18 protein-coding genes are annotated in these 23,641 nt (G+C 37.3%); 14 read left to right on the plus strand and 4 right to left on the minus strand.

Translation table 11 applies throughout. The annotated features are described in order from the left end of the window. Positions 1–15: 15 nt before the first annotated feature. Positions 16–1,020 (minus strand): Gfo/Idh/MocA family protein, encoded by a 1,005-nt coding sequence (locus tag WEEVI_RS06090; RefSeq protein WP_013598283.1) that lies wholly within the window; start codon positions 1,018–1,020, stop codon positions 16–18. 71 nt (positions 1,021–1,091) lie between these two features. Between WEEVI_RS06090 and WEEVI_RS06095 the strand changes: the two genes are divergently transcribed. The 3 genes from WEEVI_RS06095 (at position 1,092) to WEEVI_RS06105 (ending at position 7,817) form a co-directional block, all read left to right on the plus strand. Continuing rightward, entirely contained in the window at positions 1,092–1,739 is a 648-nt protein-coding gene (locus tag WEEVI_RS06095) for a protein-L-isoaspartate(D-aspartate) O-methyltransferase (RefSeq protein WP_013598284.1), read from the plus strand. A 285-nt stretch (positions 1,740–2,024) separates the two neighbouring features. Beyond that, complete coding sequence (locus WEEVI_RS06100; RefSeq protein WP_013598285.1) at positions 2,025–4,241, plus strand: NADP-dependent isocitrate dehydrogenase; 2,217 nt, start codon at positions 2,025–2,027, stop codon at positions 4,239–4,241. 123 nt (positions 4,242–4,364) lie between these two features. Continuing rightward, complete coding sequence (locus tag WEEVI_RS06105) at positions 4,365–7,817, plus strand: DUF8818 domain-containing protein (RefSeq protein WP_013598286.1); 3,453 nt, start codon at positions 4,365–4,367, stop codon at positions 7,815–7,817. Here WEEVI_RS06105 and WEEVI_RS10930 read toward each other — a convergent pair. Both WEEVI_RS10930 and hutH read right to left on the minus strand, forming a co-directional pair. Further along, entirely contained in the window at positions 7,814–8,200 is a 387-nt protein-coding gene (locus WEEVI_RS10930; RefSeq protein ID WP_013598287.1) for a ribosomal maturation YjgA family protein, read from the minus strand. The two genes, WEEVI_RS06105 and WEEVI_RS10930, sit on opposite strands and share 4 nt — an antisense overlap. An 85-nt stretch (positions 8,201–8,285) precedes the next feature. After that, on the minus strand, positions 8,286–9,794 hold the full coding sequence (hutH, locus tag WEEVI_RS06115; RefSeq protein WP_041942300.1) for a histidine ammonia-lyase: 1,509 nt from the start codon (positions 9,792–9,794) through the stop codon (positions 8,286–8,288). 116 nt (positions 9,795–9,910) lie between these two features. Between hutH and folE the strand changes: the two genes are divergently transcribed. The 7 genes from folE to WEEVI_RS06150 all read left to right on the plus strand — a co-directional run bounded on the left by folE (position 9,911) and on the right by WEEVI_RS06150 (position 20,439). Continuing rightward, entirely contained in the window at positions 9,911–10,585 is a 675-nt protein-coding gene (gene folE / locus WEEVI_RS06120; RefSeq protein WP_013598289.1) for a GTP cyclohydrolase I FolE, read from the plus strand. A gap of 28 nt (positions 10,586–10,613) precedes the next feature. Then, positions 10,614–12,083, plus strand: a complete 1,470-nt coding sequence (gene cysS / locus WEEVI_RS06125; protein ID WP_013598290.1) for a cysteine--tRNA ligase — start codon at positions 10,614–10,616, stop codon at positions 12,081–12,083. Between the two features lie 168 nt (positions 12,084–12,251). After that, positions 12,252–15,371, plus strand: a complete 3,120-nt coding sequence (locus WEEVI_RS06130) for a SusC/RagA family TonB-linked outer membrane protein (protein WP_013598291.1) — start codon at positions 12,252–12,254, stop codon at positions 15,369–15,371. Between the two features lie 21 nt (positions 15,372–15,392). Beyond that, positions 15,393–16,832 carry a RagB/SusD family nutrient uptake outer membrane protein gene (locus tag WEEVI_RS06135; protein WP_013598292.1) on the plus strand — a complete coding sequence of 480 codons (1,440 nt, stop codon included), beginning with the start codon at positions 15,393–15,395 and terminating at the stop codon, positions 16,830–16,832. 98 nt (positions 16,833–16,930) lie between these two features. Further along, entirely contained in the window at positions 16,931–18,922 is a 1,992-nt protein-coding gene (locus WEEVI_RS06140) for a putative porin (RefSeq protein WP_013598293.1), read from the plus strand. Between the two features lie 69 nt (positions 18,923–18,991). Further along, positions 18,992–20,056, plus strand: a complete 1,065-nt coding sequence (locus WEEVI_RS06145; protein ID WP_013598294.1) for a DUF2891 domain-containing protein — start codon at positions 18,992–18,994, stop codon at positions 20,054–20,056. Continuing rightward, the gene (locus WEEVI_RS06150) at positions 20,056–20,439 is read left to right on the plus strand and encodes a Cof-type HAD-IIB family hydrolase (RefSeq protein ID WP_013598295.1); all 384 of its coding nucleotides are present in this window, start codon (positions 20,056–20,058) and stop codon (positions 20,437–20,439) included. The genes WEEVI_RS06145 and WEEVI_RS06150 overlap by 1 nt, the downstream gene beginning before the upstream one ends. A 34-nt stretch (positions 20,440–20,473) precedes the next feature. Here WEEVI_RS06150 and dusB read toward each other — a convergent pair whose 3' ends face one another. Then, complete coding sequence (gene dusB / locus WEEVI_RS06155; protein WP_013598296.1) at positions 20,474–21,472, minus strand: tRNA dihydrouridine synthase DusB; 999 nt, start codon at positions 21,470–21,472, stop codon at positions 20,474–20,476. 28 nt (positions 21,473–21,500) lie between these two features. Between dusB and WEEVI_RS06160 the strand changes: the two genes are divergently transcribed. From WEEVI_RS06160 to atpE, 4 genes are all read left to right on the plus strand, one after another. Then, on the plus strand, positions 21,501–21,734 hold the full coding sequence (locus tag WEEVI_RS06160) for an AtpZ/AtpI family protein (RefSeq protein WP_013598297.1): 234 nt from the start codon (positions 21,501–21,503) through the stop codon (positions 21,732–21,734). Beyond that, complete coding sequence (locus WEEVI_RS06165) at positions 21,724–22,092, plus strand: hypothetical protein (protein ID WP_013598298.1); 369 nt, start codon at positions 21,724–21,726, stop codon at positions 22,090–22,092. Before WEEVI_RS06160 ends, WEEVI_RS06165 begins: the two co-directional genes overlap by 11 nt. Positions 22,093–22,181: 89 nt before the next feature. Then, entirely contained in the window at positions 22,182–23,333 is a 1,152-nt protein-coding gene (gene atpB, locus WEEVI_RS06170) for a F0F1 ATP synthase subunit A (protein WP_013598299.1), read from the plus strand. A 48-nt stretch (positions 23,334–23,381) separates the two neighbouring features. Beyond that, positions 23,382–23,591 (plus strand): ATP synthase F0 subunit C, encoded by a 210-nt coding sequence (gene atpE / locus WEEVI_RS06175; RefSeq protein WP_013598300.1) that lies wholly within the window; start codon positions 23,382–23,384, stop codon positions 23,589–23,591. The last annotated feature ends 50 nt before the right edge of the window (positions 23,592–23,641 follow it).

Consider the following 23,641-nt stretch of genomic DNA (forward strand, 5'->3'; position numbering starts at 1 on the left):
GATGTTTTTATTTTATTATTCTTTTATAATGGTTTGATTTTTAATCGATTCTTGAGATTTTTCAAAATAATCAATAATTTCCAGAGCAACTTTCAGGGCATTACGACCGTCTTGTAAACTAACCTTGATAGGCGCTCCGTTTTCGATCGAATTTGCAAAACTTTCCAACTCATCCAATATAGCATTATTTGCTTCTATTTTCGGATGCTCGAAGCTAATTTCTCGTCGATCTCCTTTATCGTTTTCCCAAATCATAGCATATTCACTAGGGTTTTCGGGTGCTTTGTGCATTTTAATAATTTCGGTTTTCTTGTTCAGAAAGTCAATAGAAATATATGCATTTCGTTGAAAAACACGCATTTTACGCATGTTTTTTAAAGACATTCGGCTTGTTGAGATGTTGACCACACAACCATTTACGAACTCGATTCGGGCATTAGCAATATCGGGTGTATTGCTGATCACAGAAACGCCTGAGGAATGAATAGATTTGATTTCCGATTTTACAATCGACAGGATGATATCCAAATCATGAATCATCAAATCCAATACCACAGGAACATCTGTTCCGCGCGGATTGAATTCTGCTAAGCGGTGTGTTTCGATGAACAAAGGTTCGTTGATATAAGGAAAAGCAGCTATATAAGCAGGATTGAAACGTTCAACATGGCCTACTTGCGCTTTGAGTCCTTTTTCTTTTACCATTTTCAGCAATTCATCGGCTTCTTCTAACGTATGGGTTACCGGTTTTTCTATAAAGATATGTTTGTTTTTTTCGAGTGCTTTTTTGGCAACTTCATAATGCGAAAGCGTTGGTGTAACGATGTCTATCACATCCACTGCATCCATCAAATCATCCATCGACCCGAAATAACGATAGCCAAACTCTTCGCTAACACTCTTCCCGTTTTCTACACAACTATCATAAAAGCCAACCAATTGGTAGTGGCTAGATTGATTGAGTAATTTTAGGTGGATTTTTCCCAAATGGCCAGCGCCAATTACTCCTACTTTTAACATAAAAAAATATTTGCGTTAAAATTAATGAGTTTTTAGTACTTTTTATTGCAATTTTGCAAAAAATAAGGAACATGCCAGTAGATGAATTTAAGCACAAAGGAAAACGAAAACAGCTGATGGAGTTGTTGTATCGTAAAGGAATTGAAGATGAAAAGGTTCTGAAAGCGATGAATAATATCCCTAGACATCTTTTTATAGATAGTGCTTTCGAAGAGTTTGCTTACCGCGACGAAGCCTTCCCGATTGCCTCTGGGCAGACTATCTCTCACCCTTATACGGTTGCTTTTCAGACTTCGCTGTTGCATGTGCACGAAGGCGAAAAAGTGTTAGAAATTGGTACAGGTAGTGGATACCAAACAGCAGTTTTGGTAGAATTAGGTGCCGAAGTTTTTTCGATAGAAAGACAAAAAGAGTTGTATGATTTCTCTAGACTTATTCTTAATAAAATAAATAAAAAACCACGATACCAAACATTTGGTGACGGATATAAAGGTCTACCTGCATTTGCCCCGTTCGATAAAATAATCGTAACGGCTGGTGCACCTTATTTACCAGAAGAATTACTGAAACAGCTGAAATTAGGTGGAATTATGGTGATCCCAATCGGAAAAGAAAATCAGAAAATGTATACATATCTTCGGTTGGATGATCATAATTTTGAGGTATTAGAATTTGGTGATTATCAATTTGTTCCGATGCTGGAGAATACCAAAAAATAAGAGAGAATATTTACTATTATAAAAACTTCGTCCCGCATTTCGAGACGAAGTTTTTAATGAAGAAAGATAGGTACGTAAGTGAACAGAGTTTTTCTAACACAATATCCAATAAAAATATTGGATAAGGAAAGGTGTTTTTCGCTAATTTATATCATAAAGAAACTTAAAATCTTATTAATATCCCTTATAAAACTTTATATTTGTATGTTTCTTGTTGATACAAGAAAGAATTAAGAAAAATATGTTTCATATGACTTGTTGAAAGTCGTAAAATCTTAAATAAGAATGTCGAAATCAAAAATTTTTTACACCCTTACGGATGAAGCACCGATGTTAGCTACACACTCTTTTTTACCGATTGTGAAAGCCTTTACGAAATCTGCTGATGTCGAAATTGCTGTGCCAGATATTTCATTAGCTGGGCGAATTTTAGCCAACTTTTCATCCTATCTAAAAGATGACCAGAAAGTAGCCGATGCATTGATCGAGTTGGGTGAATTGGCCACAAAACCAGAAGCCAATATCATCAAATTACCAAATATTTCTGCTTCTATACCTCAGTTAGAGGGAGCTATTGCAGAATTACAGGCCAAAGGGTATGCAGTGCCAAATTATCCGGCGGAACCTAAAAATGAAGAGGAAAAAGCGATTAAAGCACAATATGCAAAAGTTTTAGGAAGTGCTGTAAATCCTGTATTGCGTGAAGGAAACTCTGACCGTCGTGCACCAAAAGCAGTGAAAAATTATGCCAAAGCAAATCCTCACCGCATGGGCGATTGGACAAAAGATAGCCAAACAGATGTAGCGCATATGGATCATGGTGATTTTTACGGGACCGAAACTTCTACCACCATAGAAAATGCAACGAAATTTCGTATTGTTTTTAAAAGCATAGATGGAAAAGAAGAAGTCCTGAAGGATTTTGCTCCTTTGCAAGCCGGAGAAGTAATCGATTCATCTGTGATGAATATTAATGCACTGAAAGAATTTGTAAAAAGTGCAATTGGCGAAGCCGAGAAAAGAAATGTTTTGCTTTCTGCTCACTTGAAAGCGACAATGATGAAAATCTCTGACCCAATAATTTTTGGAGCAATTGTAGAAACCTATTTTTCTGATGTTTTTGCAAAATATGCAGAAACTTTCAAGTCATTGGATATCAGTCCGAACAACGGATTGGCCGGACTTTTCGAGAAAATCAAAGGTAATCCTCAAGAAGAAGAAATCAAAGCAGATATTGCTAAAACAATCGAGAATGGACCACGTTTGGCAATGGTAAATTCAGATAAAGGAATTACCAATTTTCATGTTCCATCAGATGTGATTGTTGATGCATCTATGGCCGCCTTGGTTCGCGGAGGTGGAAAAATGTGGAACAAAGATGGAAACGAAGAAGACACCATTGCGATTATTCCTGATCGTTCGTACGCAGGTTTCTATCAGTCGGTGATTGATGATATGAAAGCGAACGGAAAATTAGATCCTACGACAATGGGTTCTGTCCCGAATGTTGGTTTGATGGCTCAAAAAGCTGAAGAATACGGATCGCACGATAAAACTTTCCAAGCACAAGCAAACGGTACAATCGAAGTTCAGTCAGAAGACGGAGCAGTTCTTTTATCACAAAAAGTAGAAAAAGGTGATATCTTCAGAATGTGTCAAACCAAAGATGCACCAATACAAGACTGGGTAAAATTAGCGGTTAACCGCTCTCGCTTATCAGAAACACCCGCTATTTTCTGGTTAGATAAAGAACGTGCACACGATAGAGAAATCATCAAAAAAGTAGAAAAATACTTAGGAGACCATGATACAAAAGGTTTGGATATTCGCATTATGGATGTAAAAGATGCCATGACCGAAACCTTGAAGCGTGCGCGCGAAGGAAAAGATACTATTTCTGTTTCTGGAAATGTTTTACGTGATTATCTCACAGATCTTTTCCCAATCTTAGAATTAGGTACATCTGCAAAAATGTTATCAATCGTTCCGTTAATGAACGGTGGTGGACTTTTCGAAACCGGAGCAGGAGGTTCAGCCCCAAAACACGTACAACAATTCGTAGAAGAAGGCTATTTACGTTGGGACTCTTTAGGAGAATTTTTAGCGCTTCAAGCTTCATTAGAACATTTGGCACAAACCCAAAATAATCCGAAGGCACAAATCTTGGCAGATGCTCTAGATCAGGCAAATGCAGAGTTTTTATCAACCAATAAATCACCAGGTAGAAAACTAGGAACTATCGATAACCGTGGTTCTCATTTCTATTTAGCAATGTATTGGGCAAAAGCTTTAGCAGAGCAAACCAAAGACGAAGAGTTGGCTAAATTGTTTGCACCAATTGCTGCAAAAATGAAAGAACAAGAAGACAAAATCAATGAAGAATTGATTGGTGCACAAGGTAAACCACAAGATATTGGCGGATATTACAAAACCGATTTCTCGAAAACCGATGCTGCAATGCGCCCTTCGGCAACACTGAACGAAATCATTCAATCTATCTAAAAACTTTGTTAGACTTTTTTGATAATATAGAAAAGACCTTTCCGAGAGAAAGGTCTTTTTTTGCTCAAAAACTATCCGGTAAATAAGATTCGTAGAGCAGATGAAATTTTTAATTGTTTCTACATGTATCCGAAAAGTATAAATTTTACGTTATTTGCATATGAATTAGTGAAAGTGTCGAGAATAATTACTTTTGTATTTTGCTTCTTTTGCCTGTTTGCATGGGTGCAAGCACAACAACCGACATGGAAAAATCCTAATTTTCGCACCCAAACATTCGAAGCAAGCGATAGCGTTCAGCTCGATTTATTTGGGGCATTGTCCGAAGGTTTTGTGTTGGTAGATTCCTTGGGCAAATCAGTTTCTGCCGATTATTATACGGTAGACTTTCGACAAGAGAAAATCTACTTCCATTCTTTTCCTACCCAAAAAATTACAGCCCAGTATTTTCTTCATCCACAGCTGAAGAGAGAAAATTTTGCCCGTGATACGGCTTATATATATCAATCGAAAAAAGTCGATGTGTTTCATCAATTCGAAAATAAAAACCTCCAACAAAACAAACCTATTTTCGAGGGCTTGGAAAGTAAAGGATCTTTAGTGAGAGGCGTTCGATTCGGGAATTCTCAGAGTGCTTCGGTGCAGTCTTCTTTAGATCTGCAGCTTTCTGGCAAGTTGAGTGATGATATTCAAGTTACTGCAGCAATTGCCGATAATAATGTGCCGATAGAATCGGACGGATATACCCAATCTTTGCAAGAATTTGATAAAGTTTACATCGAATTAGCATCCAAAAATTCTAAAATCAGAGCAGGACATATAGACCTTAATACGCAGAACGATTACTTCAATAATTTCAACCAAAAAGTAACCGGCGTTTTGCTAGAAACCAAGATAGAAGATGAGGATTCTTCAATCAAAATTTTTGCTTCAGGAAGTCTGACAAGAGGTGAGTTCTATACCCAAAACTTCAATGGGCAAGATGGCAATCAAGGACCGTATCAACTACGAGGGAACCACGCTGAATTGTATGTAATTGTGATATCGGGCTCAGAGCGGGTGTATATTGACGGGATTTTGGTCGAGCGTGGAGAAGACAAAGATTATGTAATCAATTACAATACGGGAGAACTTACTTTTACCAATAAAAGACTGATTACAAGTAACACAAGGATTTCTGTAGAATATCTATACAATAGTAGAAACTATACTCAGTTGCTTGTGTATGGAGGAGTAGAACATCGTGCGGAGAAATGGGGAATTTCTGGACATTTTTATTCTAATTCGGACAGTAAAAACAATACCTTGAGCAGTGATTTGTCTGATGAAGATAAGCGCATTCTGAGTGAAGCAGGCAACGATGTAACAAAGATGATTTCGGTTTCGGCCATTCCTTCTACCTACGACTCGAACAAGGTTTTGTATGAGAAAGTTGACGAAAACGGACAAATTATTTATCGTTACTCAACCAATGTAAATGCAGAATTGTACCAAGTTTCTTTTTCGTATGTCGGTCCTAATCAAGGTAATTATCAGACCACAAATCTATCTCAGAATGGAAAAGTGTACGAGTATGTAGCGCCTGTTGCAGGTGTTTTGCAGGGAGATTACGAGCCGATAAAACGTTTGGTTGCACCCAAAAAATTACAGATGTATACGGTGAATTCTGTTTATCAATTAGACGAAGAAAGTGACGTTGGGGTAGATGTAGCGTTGAGTAATCAGGATCTGAATTTATTTTCGAGTTTGGATGATGAAGAAAATATAGGTTATGCTGCTCGCCTGTATGGAAACAAAATCTTCACTACCGAAAATTGGAAAATCTCACCGAAAGTTTCTTTCGAGTTCTGGAACGAAAACTTTGTAACGACACAACGAATTCGAGAAGTAGAATTTCAGCGAGATTTTAATTTGGATGAAGCTCAACAACAAGTTCAGCAAACTTTGTTTTCTGCTGGAGTTGATGCATCCTACCGAAATCAATTTCGTTTACATTATTTGGCGAATTATCTAGCATTCAAAGATCTTTATAAAGGGTTGAAAAATGATGTTGGTGCAAATTATCAGACCGAAAAACACCAAGCAACCGTAGGATTGAGCTATCTGAAGGCTGAGAAAAACCAAGACAAGACAACTTTCTTGCGCTACAATGCCGATTATCACTACTCGGTTTCTGAGAAATATTGGGTAGGAACACAATTCATAGGAGAAAAAAATGAATGGGCCACTAAAAAAAGCTTGTCTGAGAATAGTTTCTGGTGGAATGAATTTCGGTTGAAAGCCGGTAGAAGAGATACACTAAAATTGGCCATGAACCTAACATTGTACACCCGAAAAGACGATTCGGTGCGTTGGCAACAATGGAATTCTATGCAGAGGAGCAATGGAGTGATTATGGAGTCGGAGGTTTTGCGTAGAAATACGCATCAATTGGCCTTCAATTTTCATTATCGAAATGTCAACTATCAGAACTCTACTGCGGCGGATGAACAGTTTATGACTGGAGCATTGAAGTGGTATAAATCTTTTTTAGATGATGGAATACAACTCAATCTCGATTATGAGTTGGGAAGTGGCGTAGAAGCACAGCGAGAATTTCAGTATGTAAGGGTTGCAGACGGAATGGGGATCTATAAATGGACCGATTATAATGGCGATGGAATAGAGCAAATAGATGAGTTCGATGTGGCCGAATTTGCCGATCAGGCCAACTATATTCGGGTTTATACCAATACAATTAATTACTTGAAAACAAATAAAAATAAACTCAACTTTTGGGTGAGAATTCGTCCGAAAAATATGCTCCGAACCGAGAATAATTTTATGAGTCGTTGGCTGCTGCAAACCTCGATTTTTAGCACCAATTCTACCTTGAAAGAAGGGAATACCTTGCTGTTCAATCCGTTCGAGAAAAGTGCAACTACTTTAGGAAATACCCGAAACTTCAAAGGAATTTTGTTTTTCAATCAAGGAATGCAATACAGGTGGCAAGCAACGTATACCTATAATCAGCAAACAGCCAAAACATATGTGTACACGGGTGCAGAATACCGCGATCAGATGTTGCATAATTTACGTGTTCGATATAGAATTTTGGCCAATTTCTATGCGAATACAGAAGCCGAGAAAAGTGAGGTGCAGAGCGATTCGGATAGTTTTGTAAATCGTCGATATTCCTTGGATCAATATAAAATTTCACCAAGTATAGAGTTGCAAAATGGACGAAACCTCACGACGAGTTTATCCTATATCTATCAAAACAAAAAAAATAAGACAGGTGTAGAAAGCCTCAAACAAAATGAACTGAAAACCGATTTACAATGGACGCTAGCTAGCAAAATGAGTGTTTTTGGTACGATGAGTTATATCAATAATCGGTTTGTGGGCAACCAAGAGTCGGTGGTCGGTAACCAAATGATGGAAGGTCTACGAGCCGGAAATAACATTGTGTGGCAACTGCAAATTCAGCGACAAATAAGTTCTTTTTTACAATTGAATCTTTCGTACGATGGTAGGAAAAATGAATCTACATCGACTATCCACACTGGAAGCGTTCAGTTGCAAGCGCGTTTTTAATTGTTGTTATCTGGATTTTTCTTCAGTTCGGGATCAATAGCAATCAAAACTAAAAAACCTATGGTATAGCTCAAAATGTCCCACCAAGAATACACATTACCGATGAGAATTTGCAAAAAATGCTGATCTAGGATTCCGATCCAACCAAAGAAATTCGTTGCCTGGAGAAGCTTTAACAGAAAACAAGCAAAGAGCGAAAAACCCAAAACTTGTGGCGCATTGAATCGAAAAAAACTTCGTACAAAACAATATAAGAATAGGATAAATGCAATGTTTTTTATGTATTGTTGTAGAACAATAGTTTCCGTATTGTTGGCTAAAAAATAAACAGCGACTGCAAGAATGAGTGTGAAAAAGAAATATTTTGGTCTAATCTGAAGCATGTTTTAGGTATAAAATATTTTAGAGATGCTGGAAAAAAATCGGGCAATAGTATCACCCGATTTATAAAAGTTGTTTTTGACGGATTTATGTAGTTGGGATTAATTTCTTGAAATCATCCGATTGTATCAAACAAATAATATTCTCGATGTCTTCTCCGATTAAGCGATCTTCTTTTAGTTTCGGACAAACCGAACGAACCGCTTGGAAAACTTTCTCAAGAGCTGCACTGGTTTTTTTAGGGCGTCTGAACTCTAATCCCTGGCAAGCATACATCAACTCGATTGCTAAAATACGCTCGACATTGTCTAGAACTTGGTTGAATTTTCTACCCGAAATACTTCCCATCGAGACATGGTCTTCTTGTCCTAACGAGGTAGGGATACTATCTGCAGAGGCTGGAAAACACAGGGTTTTGTTTTCGGTACAAAGGGCAGCTGAGGTGTATTGCGGAATCATAAAACCAGAATCTAGGCCAGAGCTTTCTGTTAATAATCTTGGTAAACCGTATTTTCCTTCGAGTAATAAATATTGTCTTCGGTCTGAAATATTTCCTAACTCCGAAGCAGCAATAGTTGCGTAGTCCAAAGCCATTGCAAGGGGTTGGCCGTGGAAATTTCCGCCAGATATAGTTTCTTGTTCAGAAATCACAATCGGGTTATCGGTTACCGAGTTTAGTTCTATCTCGACCAATTCTTTTAGGTGAAAATATGCATTTCTAGAGGCACCATGCACTTGAGGAATACAACGTAGAGAATACGGGTCTTGTACACGACCACAGTCTGCATGAGAGAAGGCAATCTCCGATCCATCCAATAAGTCTCGCATTTGTTTGGCTACAAGTTGCGTTCCCTTGAACGGACGAATTTTGTGTAATTCTTCTTTGAATGGGCTTGGCGAACCTTCGTAAGCTTCTAATGACAAAGCTCCTGTAACGTCGGCTAAATTGAGTAAATAACTAAACTTTTCTAGACCGTGAATCGCATGAGCCAAGATAAATTGAGTTCCATTGATAAGCCCTAAGCCTTCTTTTGCCGAAAGGTGGATTGGTTCTAATTGATGCTTGCTTAAGGCTTCTTTGGTAGAAATAATTTTGTCGTTGTCCCAAACTTTTCCTTCACCAATCAAAGGTAAAAAAAGATGAGAAAGAGGAGCCAAATCGCCCGAAGCTCCCACCGAACCTTTTTCAGGAACCACTGGGATGATGTCTTTCTCTACCATGAGCAAGATGCGTTCTACAACTCTTAGGCTAACACCCGAAAATCCTTTGGCTAGGGCATGTGCCTTGGCAAGTAACATCGATTTAGAGATTTCTTTCTTTATCGGATTTCCAACACCCACAGCATGGCTGATTAGAAGGTTGTGTTGTAGTTGTCGAGTTTCTTCTTCAGAAATTTTGGTATCGCACAAAGGACCAAAACCCGTATTGATCCCGTAAACAGTTTGCCCTGATGATACAATTTTTACAACATTTTGCTGCGAATGCTCTATGTTTTCTTTGCTTTGCTGATTAAGTGTAAAGTTTTCTTTATCAGAGGTAATATTTAGAAAATCCTCTAAGGTAAGAAAGTCTAAGCCTACAATTTTTCCGTTCATCGTTTTGTATGATTTTGGCATCAAATATAAAAATTTAATAGGCAAATACGATGATTTGTAGGAGTAATGATGGGAATATGTTTAAGTTTCAATAAATTTGTACAAATTTTTAGAAGATGTGTGATAAACATATAGACGAATTGGCAGATGAGCATATCATGACCAATTTAGAAACGCCTTTGCGCGCTGACGCTTTCGATCTTGCGGTAGACGAAAAGGTAAAGTTGATAGAAGACGATTTTAAAAAAATTATGTTGACGCTAGGTCTAGACCTAACAGATGATTCGCTAAAAGGGACTCCGAAAAGAGTTGCGAAAATGTTTGTTAAAGAAATATTTGGTGGTTTATTACCAGAGAACAGACCAGGTATGTCGACTTTTGAAAATAAATATAATTACAACCAAATGTTGGTAGAAAAAGATATTGTAGTCTACTCTACCTGTGAACATCATTTCTTGCCCATTGTCGGTAGAGCACACGTGGCGTATATCTCAAAAGGGAGGGTGATTGGGTTGTCGAAGATGAACCGTATTGTAGATTATTTTGCCAAAAGACCACAGGTACAAGAACGTCTCACAATGCAAGTAGTAAAAGCATTGCAAGACGCTTTAGGGACCGAAGATGTAGCATGTGTTATCGATGCTAAACACCTTTGTGTAAACTCTAGAGGAATTCGAGATATCGAATCGAGCACCGTGACAGCAGAATATGGGGGACAATTTAAAAAAGACGAAAACTTAAGAAAAGAGTTTTTAAGCTATTTACGCTTGAATACAACATTTAATGTATAAAAATTTTAGCAGATAATTTTAGACAATTATGGTAAAACAACATCAATTAAAAGTGTACAATTCACTTAGCGGACAAAAAGAAAAATTCGTGCCTATAAACAAAGAATTTGTTGGTATGTATGTCTGTGGACCTACCGTATACAGCCATGTTCACTTGGGTAATGTGCGAACTTTTATGTCGTTTGATATGATTTACCGTTATCTTCTATTATTAGGATACAAAGTGCGCTATGTCCGTAATATTACTGATGTAGGCCATTTATTAGACGATTCTGACGAAGATAAAATTGCTAAAAAAGCACGATTAGAAAAAGTAGAACCCATGGAGATTGTACAAAAATACACAGTCGATTTTCATGATGTTTTGCGCAAATTCAATAATCATCCACCCAATGTAGAACCCACCGCAACTGGGCATATCGTAGAGCAAATTGTCATTACCAAAGAGCTTATCGAGAAAGGTTTAGCATACGAATCGAATGGCTCTGTCTATTTCGATGTGAAAAAGTACAATGAAAAAGGAGGGAATTATGGTGAACTTTCTAATCGGAACATAGAAGACCTAATGGCTAATACACGCACTTTGGATGGGCAAGATGAGAAACGAAATCCGCAAGATTTTGCTCTCTGGAAAAAAGCACTACCCGACCATATAATGCGTTGGCCTTCACCATGGGGAGAAGGTTTTCCTGGGTGGCACTTAGAGTGCACCGTAATGAGTACCAAGTATCTAGGAGAACAATTCGATATTCATGGAGGGGGAATGGATCTAAAATTTCCGCACCACGAATGTGAAATTGCACAAGCAAAAGGAGCCTATGGACAAGAGCCCGTAAAATACTGGTTGCATGCAAATATGTTAACCCTGAACGGACAAAAAATGTCTAAATCTACAGGTAACACAATTTTGCCAGAAGAACTATTATCAGGGAATAACTCTTTTTTCGATAAAGGATTTTCTCCGATGGTAATACGCTTCTTTATGATGCAAGCGCATTATAGGAGCATTTTAGACTTCTCGAACGAAGCTATTTTAGCAAGTGAAAAAGGCTACACTCGTTTGATGGAAGCTTATAAAACTATCCCGTCTATAGAACCCAATGCCACTTCTACTTTCGATGTGAAAGCTTTTGAAACAAAGTTGTACGAAGCAATGGACGATGATTTTAACACGCCCATCCTCATCGCTCATTTATTCGATGCAGTAAAAATCATCAATAGCCTAAAGGAAGGAACCGAAACCCTAAACACTGAAGATCTTGCATTGCTACAAAAGATAATGAATGACTTTGTTGTCAAAGTTTTAGGGCTGAAAGAAGAAGAAACCTCATCAGATTCCACACACAAATTAGACGGAGTCTTGCAAATGTTAATCGAGATGCGTAATCAGGCAAGGGTTGATAAAAATTGGACGTTATCGGATCAAATCCGAGATGAACTCTCATCGCTTGGTATTCAGTTAAAAGATAGCAAAGACGGCACTACTTATCAGTTTTAGAAATAAAATTAGGAAATAACAATATTTTATCTAAAAACATTAAAAAGGTTATTCTCTGTTAGAGGATAGCCTTTTTTATTGCTTATATCCGAATAATTAACAAAATATTTTGATATGTAAGAAAAATTAAACATTTTTGTAGGAATAATTACAATAACATTAATACATATGAGGAAAAAGTTTACAACTTTGAGTACCTTGTCAATGTTCTTTTTAGGAGGATTTGCAATGGCACAGGTAACTGGTGTTCTGAAAGATTCTTCAGGCTTTGCATTGGATGATGCAGAAGTAATTGTTGAGGCTACAGGACAATCTGCATTCACAGACATGAATGGTAATTTTTCAATCGATGCTAAAGTCGGCGATGTTCTGACAATCATCGATGCTAATGGAGAGGTTTATACCTTAAAAGTTACTAAAAACAACTTAGGAGAAGTAAAATTCAAAAAAACTAAGTCAGACAATATCGAGTTACAGACTGTTAACTTGATTGGAGGTATCAAAATGGATGTTGCTCAGAAAATTGGAGCATACGATGTGGTAAAGAAAGAAGATTTCGAATTAGCACCGACCGCTTCTATCGACGAAGTGTTGAACGGTCGCGTAGCTGGTTTAGTTTTCTCGTCGAATTCAGGAGACCCAGGATCATCAAATATTATTACGATTCGTGGGGTAGGATCTTTAATCGGTACACCGAATCCGTTGTATATTATCGATGGTGTAGCGGTAGGTAAAGGTACCGACAACGCTGGATTGACAGAGTCTTGGAACCCGCTTGCGTCAATAGACCCGAACCAAATCGAGAATGTAATGGTCTTGAAGGATGCGTCTGCAACCGCTCTTTATGGTGCTCGTGGAGCAAATGGGGTAATTGTTGTAACAACCAAAAAAGGACGTTATAACCAAAAAACCCGCTTCAACTTCTCGACAGATAAAGCTGTATCTTCAATAGCATACGATAAGCAAAAGTTTTTTAATGCTGAAGAATATATACGTTGGGGAGCAATGGCTGAGATGAATAGAGATGCTAATTATGCAACAGACATGCAAGCCGCAATTGCTAAATTTGCAGAATTAGCAGGTTGGGACGGTAAAACAAACACCGATTGGCGTAGTGCTATTCAACGAAATCAGTCGACTGTATCTACTTATAATTTCTCGGCAACAGGAGGAAGTGAAAATACCTCTTTCCGTGTGGGGACTTCTTACTACGACAACAAATCGCTAATTAGAGAGTCGAAGTTTAACCGTTTAGGAGTTAACGCAGCGATAGATCATAAGGTAGAAGAAAAATTAAACTTAGGTTTGAATTTGAACTTTTCTAATGTAGAAAGAACTTCATTAGATGACGGTGGAGCCTATCGAAACCCATGGACTTCACAATTTAGTCTTCTCCCAATATACCCAATCTATAATCCTGATGGATCATATAACTTATTGAACTTAGGGAGTGGAAACCAATACTTTAATCCTGTAGCCATTCAAGAGTTAGATTTTACAAAAGCGAGTATTCAGACCTATGTAGGAGCTGTAAATGCAGAATACCAATTTGCTAAAAACTTCTATTTCTATACATTGTATGGAGTGCAGTATCAACGTTTAAATGAGCGTCAGTACTGGGATCCTTCTGTTGGAGATGGGAAAAATCAAGAAGTTAATTCATCTGATAAATATCCAGAGGGATTACCAGGAGGGATGTTTACCCTAGCAAATACTGCTGTTTTTGATTGGAACTGGCAAAACTCTGTTAGTTACCGTAAAGTAATTAACGATCGTCACGATTTACAAGTTTGGGCCGGGATGGAATACCAAGAACATAAATACGATCTGAACTATGCAACTGTAGTTAACTTATTAGAACCAAGACCATATTTGAACTTTGGGGCAAATCAAGATAGAATCTCAGTTGGGGAAAATGTGTTTAGATGGAATCAAATTTCATATTTCGGACGTGCTAACTACGTGTTGGATGGAAAATATACCTTATCTGGACAAATTCGTCGAGACTCAAACTCAACATTAGGACACAATAATAAAGATGGAATTTTCTGGTCTGCCGCTGCAAGCTGGAATCTAGGGAAAGAAAATTTCGTTGCACCGGATGGGGTTTTATCTAATCTAGTACTTCGTGGTAACTATGGTGAGATTGGGAATATCCCTTATGCAGATTCATGGGGAGCGCAGTACAACGCCTATAACAAACTAAGACTATCAAGTGCCGGGTATGGAGTAGATGTGCCAGGTTTAGGAATAGGAACAGCCGGTAACCCAGACCTCAAATGGGAGGTGAGTCAACAATGGAACGTTGGGTTAGATTTTAGTTTACTAAAAGCCGTTAACTTTACCTTGGATGTCTATAATAGAAAAACCATTGATGCTATCTATAACCAAACAATTGTTGGGACCAACGGATACCCTGTTAGTTATTATGCCAACATCGGTACAATGAGTAATAAAGGGGTAGAGGCAACCTTCAATACAAGACCGATAAATAAACAATTCATTTGGAGTATCAACGGTAACTTCTCTTACAATAGAAATAAAGTGGATGAACTCTATACAGATAGACCAGATGCTATAGAAAGAGGTTCAGGTAATGGAATTCGTGCTATCTCGAAAGGACGAGAGTTCTTTGAATACTACGTACCATTATGGGCAGGAGTAGATCCAGAAACCGGAGCAGGTATGTGGTGGACAGATGAAACCAAAACAGAAACAACAACCGATCGCGGAAAAGCGAAGAGTGTTTGGTTAGGTAAATCAGGTTTCCCTAAGTATTTAGCAGGTTTCAAAAATGATTTCTCATACAAAGGTGTATCCTTATCGGTATTCTTTACAGGTCAGTTCGATTATTATGTACACAATAGATGGCAAAACTTTATCTTGAGTGATGGATCTAAAATGGGGAATAACCAAATTAAATCTGCACTCTATGATGCTTGGACACCTGATAATAGAAATGCATCGAATCCAAAACCGATTGCATATCAAAATAACGAGACAGAACATTTATCAGATCGTTGGGTAAGAAAAGGGGATCATATCCGTCTAAAAGAAGTAAAATTAGCGTATACGTTTAATGATGTCTTCAAGAAAAATACAGGATTAGAAAATCTAACTGTATATGTAAAAGGAGTGAACCTTTGGATGCATGCTTTTGATGATAAGCTAGACTTTGATCCAGAGTCAAACTCAAATGCTTACGGAGGAGCAGCAGGGAAAGGGCTGTATGACTATACATCTCCTATTTTGAAAACAATTTCATTAGGAGTGTCATTAGATTTTTAATTTTTTTAATTTGAATTCATTATGAAAAAAATACTATTAGGATTATTCACAGTTGGGGCAGCCTTGTCTTTTACAGCTTGTAGTGATGACCGATTAGACTTAGAGCCTGTTATCGAAGATGTATATACAGGAACAATCCAAGATGAAAAACAAATGTCTTGGCACGTAAATCAGATTTATAATTCACTTGCTTTTGGCGACAACTTTGGAGCCGCTATACTGCTATACGGAGATATGATCTCAGAAAATGTTTTTATGAGTGCTTCTAATACTTCGGGATATCATCAAACTTTGAATAATATCTCATGGTCAGGAGAATCAGGGTTTGGTGTATGGCGCGGATTATATGATGTTATACAAAAAGCCAATATCGTGATCTTGGATAATAATGTACCAGTAACCGACAAAGTTGTAAGTTATAAGGGAGAAGCAAAAATCGCAAGAGGAATGGCTTATTTCTACTTATTGCAACTTTATGCTTCAAACCCAACAAGTGGACAGTACCAAGAAGTAGGAGTACCATTAGTTTTAGATTTTTACAACCCTAACCATTTCCCAGAAAGAAGCACAGTCGCTCAAGGATACGATCAAGTTATCAAAGATTTGACGGAAGGGATTGCAGAAATGAATGCAAACTCTAGAACGAAGAAAACATATTTATCTCCGACAGCGGGCAGATTATTGCTGGCTAAAGCATATCTAACCCGTGGACAAGCAGGTGACTATGATAAAGCTATTCAATATGCAGAAGAAACAATTAATCTTGCTCCTGCAAGCTTTGAACTTCTGAAAAATGAAGATGTGAAAAACTATTTCACCTCAACTAAATCAGATCTATATGAAAATCGTCCAGAAACCGTTTTTGAAATCGAACAAGGACCTAAATTTACTTTAGATATCAATGCACATCTTGGTTCTTTCTACTCTGTACAGGGAGGGCATAGAGGTTTGATGGTCAGAAAATGGGTTGCCGATCTCTATGATTCTTCTGATGTACGACTCAAAGAAACTCTTTCAACTGGAGGAGCACCTGTAAATGATGACCCAAAAGGTGTATGGACCAAAAAGTATCCACGCGCTATGGACGGGCAAAACTATCACGCAAACGTGAAAGTTCTCCGTTTGAGCGAAGCTTTATTTGTAAAGATGGAAGCTTTGGCTAAAAAAGGAGACAATACACAAGCACTTGCACTAGTAAATGATTTTGCTCAAGAAAGAGGAGCAACTTCTACCTACTCAGGAGATGCACTTACAGCCGTATTGTTAGAGAAACAAAAAGAGTTCTTAGCAGAAGGACATCGATTCTTTGACCTTAAAAGAAATAATTTAGGATTTGATAAGAAAACGAACTGTTACCAAAACTGTTCATTCGATGCAAATTCACGTTATATGGTATTCCCAATTTCGCTTTCAGAGCGTTTATTGAACACCAGTTTATCTCAACACCCACTTTGGCAATAAGATAAAATAAGTAAGGATAATAAAAAACCCATTCAAATGAATGGGTTTTTTTGTGCCTAAAAAAAATCATTTACATTTGCATCAAGTTATTATTGGCTATGAAGCATTCCCTTAGTCTGTTGATTGGTATTCTTACCATTCCCCTATTGGGCCAAATAGATAGAAATCAAACCTCCGATTCTTCTCCTTATTCGGTAATCCAGCAAGACACCCTGCGTAGAAGACCTTTGCAGAGCAACTCGCAAGACGATTCTATAGTTTATGTAAAAAGAGTGATCTCAGATTATCAATTTTGGCGAAATGACCAAAAACGAGAAATCGTGGATACGACTCTAACTATCGATTCCTACTACAAACAAAATTTTGTAGAAAAAGATCTTTTCGGTAAAATGCCTTTCCCTAATATTGGCAGGCCTTTCACTGCTCTAGAAGTAGACAACAAACGCTTTGGTGTCGCCTTATTGCCAGCAGGTAAACGAGAGAATTATCTCTATGCAGAAGACATTCGCTATTTTGATGTGAAAACTCCGATGACGCAATTTGTGTATGAAAATGGCGTACGCGAAGGCAATTATTTGTCGTCGCTTTTTACACATAATCTTAATTCTCAATTCAACTATGCAGTGCAATACAGAGGTCTGCGTTCGCAAGGTTTGTATCGTCGAGAGTTGGCTGCCAACAACGCATTGGTAATAAGTTCTAACTATCATACCAAAGATAAACGCTTGTCGGTTTGGGGACATTTCTCGAGACAAAATATCGATAACCAAGAAAATAACGGCTTGCAAGATATTCATGATTTTATAGATGGGAAAGACCGAAACCTCACCAATGTTCGCAATATCGAGGTGAACATGAACGAAACCCAATCCAAATACGACTCTAGACGATATTTTTTGGGCGCTTCGTATGGCATCCTACCTAAATATACCGCTGATTCTACTTTCTATCATGCCGTGAAATTGAGCAATCAGTTGACATTCGAGGATCAGATTTACAAAATAAACTCATCACAAACTGATTTGGCACCTTGGATCACAGGAGAAAATAATTTGGTCGGATTGATGTTCCTAAACGAGAAAAAACTAAAATCCTTTACCAATCTTACCACCGCTGAGTTCCAATGGTCAGATCGACTAACGATTGATGCTGGACTCAAATACCAAAATGTACGCCTTTTTGGTCGAGACGATTATCCATATTATCCGAATTCAATACAGAATATTCCGTACAAATGGTCGCAAAATCTAATAGGTTTAATAGGACAATTACAATTTGATTGGTCTGATCGATTATCGCTCCACGGTCATTTAGAATTTTTGCAAAGCGAAGATTTCGGAAGTCTGTATAACATAGACGCAGCCCTGAAGATAGCACCGATAAAAGGTTATGCGATTACAGCAGGGGTTTTGATGCAAGCAGATTTACCAGCAATAAACGCGATGTATAACCAAAGCCCGATCGAACAATTCAATTATTTTTATAATGATTTCAATACTGTAAAATCGAGAAAGTTGTACGGTGTATTATCGTTAGAAAAACTTAATACTCAAATAGAAGCAGCCTATTTTAACCTGGACGATTACCTTTATTATAGGGCTGATTTGTTACCAGCTCAATTGGATGATGCTATTCAATCATTCAAAATAAAAGGGCGTAATCACTTGTCATACAATGGATTTAATTTAGTTTCTACACTTCAATACCAAAAAACAACCAAGAATGAAGAATATATGCCACTGCCCGAATTTTTGGTTAGAGAAACTTTGTATTGGCAAGGTAAAGTATTCAATCGGAAAGCAGAAATACAAACAGGAGTCAATGTGTATTATTTTTCTTCGTTTGATGCGCTAGGATTTACGCCAATTTTCAATGAATTCTACCTGCAAAATCCCGCTCAACTTCAGCCGATTGGTAATCATCCGATGATCGACTTATTTATCAATGCCAAAATTCGTAACATGCGAATATTTATTCGTGGAGATCATTTTAATGCACTTTTTGGTAAACGAGATTATTTCTCTTCACCTGGAACGCCGTATCGCGGATTCAAATTTCAGATCGGAATAAAATGGGATTTATTTACCTAGAAAAACAAAAATAACAAAGAGATTAATCTAGATTAAATTCATTAGTTTCGTAGAAGGCACCATCTATGTATGAAAAAAATATTATTTATCACAACCCTGTTATCTATTTCATCTTTTGCACAAGAATTACATCTCGAACAAGCCAAAAAGATTTTCGAGTTGCCAACAAACTGTATCACGATCGAATACCCAAACAAGTTAGGAAATGTGTTGGGAAGTGAACAAGATCTGAAAACCCCTAAACAACTACGCCCGATTTTCTATGGTTGCTTCGATTGGCATTCCTCTGTACATGGATTTTGGTCAATCGTAAAATTGATGAAAGATTTTCCAGAATTGGATGAGAATAATTCGGTAAGAATTCTACTCAATCAACTGATAACACCCGAAAATGTTCGCATAGAAAAGGCCTTTTTCGAGGATAGAAATAATCGGAATTTCGAGCGAACCTATGGTTGGGCATGGTTGTTACAACTGCAAATGGAACTGAATACATGGCAAGATTCAGATGCACAAAAATGGGCAAAAAATCTTCAACCTCTCACAGAACTTATTGTAGCTAAGTATAAAGAATATTTGCCAAAACTGGTTTATCCTGTACGTACAGGCACGCACGACAACACCGCTTTTGGTCTAAGTTTAGCTATTGATTATGCACGTTCGTTAAATGATAAAGCTTTTGAACAAGCGATAATCGAAAATGCGAATCGTTTATATTTAAAAGATAAAGGATGTAATCTTGGTTTTGAACCAAGTGGATCTGATTTTCTTTCGGCTTGTTTAGAAGAAGCATTATTAATGTCTAAAATTACACCAACCAAAGAATATAAAACGTGGTTAAAAGATTTTTTACCACAGCTATTTGATAAAAAACATGAGTTGAAACCAGGGATTGTTTCTGATCGTACGGATGGACAATTGGTGCATTTGGATGGTTTAAATTTTAGTCGTGCAACAGCTTTGTATCAAATTGCGTATAAATTACCAGAATTAAATTATTTGAATTCTTGGGCAGATCATCATTTTAATTATTCGTTCAATAATATTTCAAATGATGATTACATGGGAAGTCATTGGTTAGGAACGTTTGCTTTGTATGCTTTGAAAACTAAACAAGAATTAAAATCGAAATAATGTTTATAGATCAAAACGGAAATTATAAGTTGAAAGTGGCTTTCGATTATGATGATACATTAACAGATGAAGTTTTATTTCAGTTGGCACAGCGAATGATTAGAAAAGGACATGATGTGTGGATTTTGACGGTGCGTACAAGTAATGAACAATATTTGGAACACTGTACACGAATGGATATAGAACCTAAATTAGAAGGTCGCAATGCTGATTTGATTGCTGATGCTACAGCTTTAGGAATTGCAGATAAAATTATTTATACCGATAGTGAGGATAAGTTAGAATTTTATCAAGTACATCAATTTGATATGCTTTTTGATGATGATGCAGATTGGCATACGAATCCGATTTGTGAAGCAGGTGGTATTGGAATTCACATATAAAATAAAAACCATCTCGTTTGAGATGGTTTTTATTTTAAATATTATTTAGTAATTGAGGAATAAATTCTTCTTCAATTTCTTTAAAGGTTGCTTCGATATCAATTAAATTATCTTGCGTAACTAATTTTGTACGATAAGGTTTAAAGTTTGGAATACCTTTAAAGTAATTCGTATAATGCATACGAGTTTCTAAAATTCCGGTACGTTCACCCTTCCACTCCATTGCCCAAAGCAAATGATTTCTAGCTGCTTCTACTCGTTCTTGTATAGTAGGTTCGGGTAAGAATTCGCCTGTTTCTCGGTAATGTTTTATCTTATTAAAAATCCAAGGATGTCCGATTGCAGCTCTTCCGATCATGATTCCATCTACACCATATTTTTCTTTAAACTCGATAGCTTTTTGGGGTGAGTCTATATCGCCATTTCCAAAAATCGGAATTTCGATGTTGGGATTGGCTTTTACGCGAGCAATATGCGACCAATCCGAATGGCCTTTGTACATTTGGGCCCTTGTTCGCCCATGAATTGCCAATGCTTTGATGCCGGTTTCTTGTAAGCGTTCGGCAACCTCATCAATGTTAATCGAATCGTGATCCCAGCCTAAACGCGTTTTTACTGTTACAGGTAGATGTGTGCTTTCAACAACCGATTTTGTTAGCCGAACCATAAGATCAACATCTTTTAAGACGCCTGCTCCTGCACCTTTGCATACGACTTTTTTTACTGGACACCCAAAATTGATGTCTACCAAATCGGGCTCAACTGTCTCGACAATTTTTGCAGACATAGCCATGGCTTCTTCATCGCCACCAAAAATTTGAATGCCAATTGGTCTTTCTTCATCGAAAATGTCTAATTTTTTCCTACTTTTGATAGCATCTCGGATGAGACCTTCGGAAGAAATAAATTCAGTGTACATAAGGTCGGCGCCGTTCATTTTACATAACCGACGAAATGGAGGATCGCTAACGTCTTCCATAGGAGCCAATAACAAAGGGAAATTGGGTAAGCTAATGTTGCCTATCTTTACCACAGATTTTTTTGCAAAATTACAAAATATTATGAAACAGAAATCAAAGTTGGAAAATGTAAATCAATACCTGAAATTTTCTGCAATGGGAATTCAGATGGGCGCTGTGATTGCTATTTTTGCTTTGGTAGGTCGTTGGCTCGATAAGAAATTTCTGACAGAGACACCATACTATACTGCAGGATTAGCACTCGTTGGGGTTTTGGCCTCCATGTATCTCATGATAAAACAATTACCCAAATCTGACAAAAAAAATGAAAAATAAACTTGTAGCTATTCTTTGGTATTTGATTCTTGCCCTAGTTTTTTTTGTTTTACAGTTTTCTATTTCAGATTGGCTTTTATCCAATTCTCCCAAAGAGCTGATTGTAAAATGTTATTTGGTAGTTGGTCTAATTACACTGTTAATCTTGTTCAATGCTCTGATAATTCAACGATTGTACCCAATACATGTAGGTTCTGTTTTTTTGGTTGGGATGATTGCTAAAATGGCAGTAGTGTTGGCTTGGGTCTTTGTAAATCAGGAAATTAAAGACAATATTTATCAATTAATTCTTGCATATTTCTTACTTTTGTTTGCAGAGGTAATTGGGTTTGTTAAACTGCTATCAGACAAGCGTTAACATAAATTGATGATTTTTAGCATTAACCTTTGGTAAGTAGGTAATAATATTATAATTTTGCACCCAATTTAGAACCATAAACTTAGAAGATGAAATTTTCGACTTTATTCATTTTACTGTTTTTCTTCGTATTTAGTTTTACGAAGGCTGAAGATGTCTCGGTGATACAACCTTCGGAGTCTACTTTTCAAGAATTAGTAGCTAAGGAAAAGAAAGCATACGCTGAGGAAGCCGCGAAAGTAAAAACGGGCGAAAGTAAGTATAACCCAGTTCCAGTGATTATGAGTCACCTTGCCGATGGGCACGATTGGCACTTTTGGGGTGAAGGAGAAAATAGTTTTACAATTCCATTACCGGTGATTTTATGGGATAACGGACTAAAGATTTTTATGTCTTCTAAATTTCATCACAACGAAGAAGTTGCAGAAGTAGATGGTGTGCATTACTTCAATTATAACGAAAAAATTTATAAAACCGATGCACAAGGTACAGTAACGTTCGAGCCAAATGAAAAAGGAGAGATGAAAATAGCCAATGAAATGCCGTTGGATTTCTCAATTACAAAAAATGTTGCATCTATGCTTTTGTCAGTGGTAATCATGATTTTACTATTCGGAGCAGTTGCTGCAAATTATAAAAAACAAGGAAAAGAAGGTTATGTGCCAAGAGGTGTTGCCGGTTTCATCGAGCCGATCATCATCTTTATCCGTGACGAGGTGGCGATTCCTAATATCGGTGAGAAAAAATATGCGCGTTATATGCCTTATTTGTTAACCCTTTTCTTTTTTATTTGGATCAATAATTTATTAGGGTTGTTACCAGGTGCAGCAAATCTCACGGGAAATATTGCTGTAACGCTAGTGTTGGCTGTAATAGCACTGATTGTAATCAATGTGTCAGGGAACAAACACTACTGGGGGCATATGTTGTGGATGCCGGGCGTACCGGTGCCTGTAAAATTAATATTGGCACCAATCGAGTTGGTTGGGATTCTCACAAAACCCTTCGCTTTGATGATTCGTTTATTCGCTAATATTACAGCAGGACATATCATAATCATGTCATTGATTTCGATTATCTTTATCTTCCAGACAGAAGCTGTAGCATTAGGGGCATTACCGTTGACTTTATTTATAGATTTCTTAGAGTTATTGGTTGCGGTATTGCAAGCCTTTATTTTTACGATGTTAGTATCGTTGTTTATCGGAGCGGCAGTGGCAGATCCAGAGGAAGGGCATTAATCTAATTTAAAAGCAAAAAATAATTTATTAATACTAAATATAATTATCATGACAGGAAGTATTGCAGCAATCGGAGCTGGTTTAGCAGTTTTAGGAGTTGGTTTAGGTATCGGTAAAATCGGTGGATCAGCTATGGAAGGAATCGCTAGACAACCAGAAGCAGCATCAAAAATTCAAACAGCTATGATTATCGCAGCTGCTCTTATCGAGGGTGCTGGATTATTCGGTATCGTAGTTGCGTTATTAGGTAACGGATAAGAATTTAAACAAAAATTGGCTTCTGTAACGGTTGGTTGTAGAAGCTAATT

It is taken from the genome of Weeksella virosa DSM 16922, from assembly GCF_000189415.1.
Classification (GTDB): Bacteria; Bacteroidota; Bacteroidia; order Flavobacteriales; family Weeksellaceae; genus Weeksella; species Weeksella virosa.

What these genes read in the sequence shown, in the direction of transcription:
- WEEVI_RS10930 (WP_013598287.1), bottom strand. Translation starts at nt 8,200, where the DNA reads ATGCTTCAGATTAGACCAAAATATTTCTTTTTCACACTCATTCTTGCA.
- WEEVI_RS06130 (WP_013598291.1), top strand. Translation starts at nt 12,252, where the DNA reads ATGAGGAAAAAGTTTACAACTTTGAGTACCTTGTCAATGTTCTTTTTA.
- WEEVI_RS06095 (WP_013598284.1), top strand. Translation starts at nt 1,092, where the DNA reads ATGCCAGTAGATGAATTTAAGCACAAAGGAAAACGAAAACAGCTGATG.
- WEEVI_RS06150 (WP_013598295.1), top strand. Translation starts at nt 20,056, where the DNA reads ATGTTTATAGATCAAAACGGAAATTATAAGTTGAAAGTGGCTTTCGAT.
- hutH (WP_041942300.1), bottom strand. Translation starts at nt 9,794, where the DNA reads ATGAACGGAAAAATTGTAGGCTTAGACTTTCTTACCTTAGAGGATTTT.
- WEEVI_RS06105 (WP_013598286.1), top strand. Translation starts at nt 4,365, where the DNA reads ATGTATCCGAAAAGTATAAATTTTACGTTATTTGCATATGAATTAGTG.
- atpB (WP_013598299.1), top strand. Translation starts at nt 22,182, where the DNA reads ATGAAATTTTCGACTTTATTCATTTTACTGTTTTTCTTCGTATTTAGT.
- WEEVI_RS06165 (WP_013598298.1), top strand. Translation starts at nt 21,724, where the DNA reads ATGAAAAATAAACTTGTAGCTATTCTTTGGTATTTGATTCTTGCCCTA.
- cysS (WP_013598290.1), top strand. Translation starts at nt 10,614, where the DNA reads ATGGTAAAACAACATCAATTAAAAGTGTACAATTCACTTAGCGGACAA.
- folE (WP_013598289.1), top strand. Translation starts at nt 9,911, where the DNA reads ATGTGTGATAAACATATAGACGAATTGGCAGATGAGCATATCATGACC.
- WEEVI_RS06135 (WP_013598292.1), top strand. Translation starts at nt 15,393, where the DNA reads ATGAAAAAAATACTATTAGGATTATTCACAGTTGGGGCAGCCTTGTCT.
- WEEVI_RS06160 (WP_013598297.1), top strand. Translation starts at nt 21,501, where the DNA reads ATGAAACAGAAATCAAAGTTGGAAAATGTAAATCAATACCTGAAATTT.
- WEEVI_RS06140 (WP_013598293.1), top strand. Translation starts at nt 16,931, where the DNA reads ATGAAGCATTCCCTTAGTCTGTTGATTGGTATTCTTACCATTCCCCTA.
- WEEVI_RS06100 (WP_013598285.1), top strand. Translation starts at nt 2,025, where the DNA reads ATGTCGAAATCAAAAATTTTTTACACCCTTACGGATGAAGCACCGATG.
- WEEVI_RS06145 (WP_013598294.1), top strand. Translation starts at nt 18,992, where the DNA reads ATGAAAAAAATATTATTTATCACAACCCTGTTATCTATTTCATCTTTT.
- atpE (WP_013598300.1), top strand. Translation starts at nt 23,382, where the DNA reads ATGACAGGAAGTATTGCAGCAATCGGAGCTGGTTTAGCAGTTTTAGGA.
- WEEVI_RS06090 (WP_013598283.1), bottom strand. Translation starts at nt 1,020, where the DNA reads ATGTTAAAAGTAGGAGTAATTGGCGCTGGCCATTTGGGAAAAATCCAC.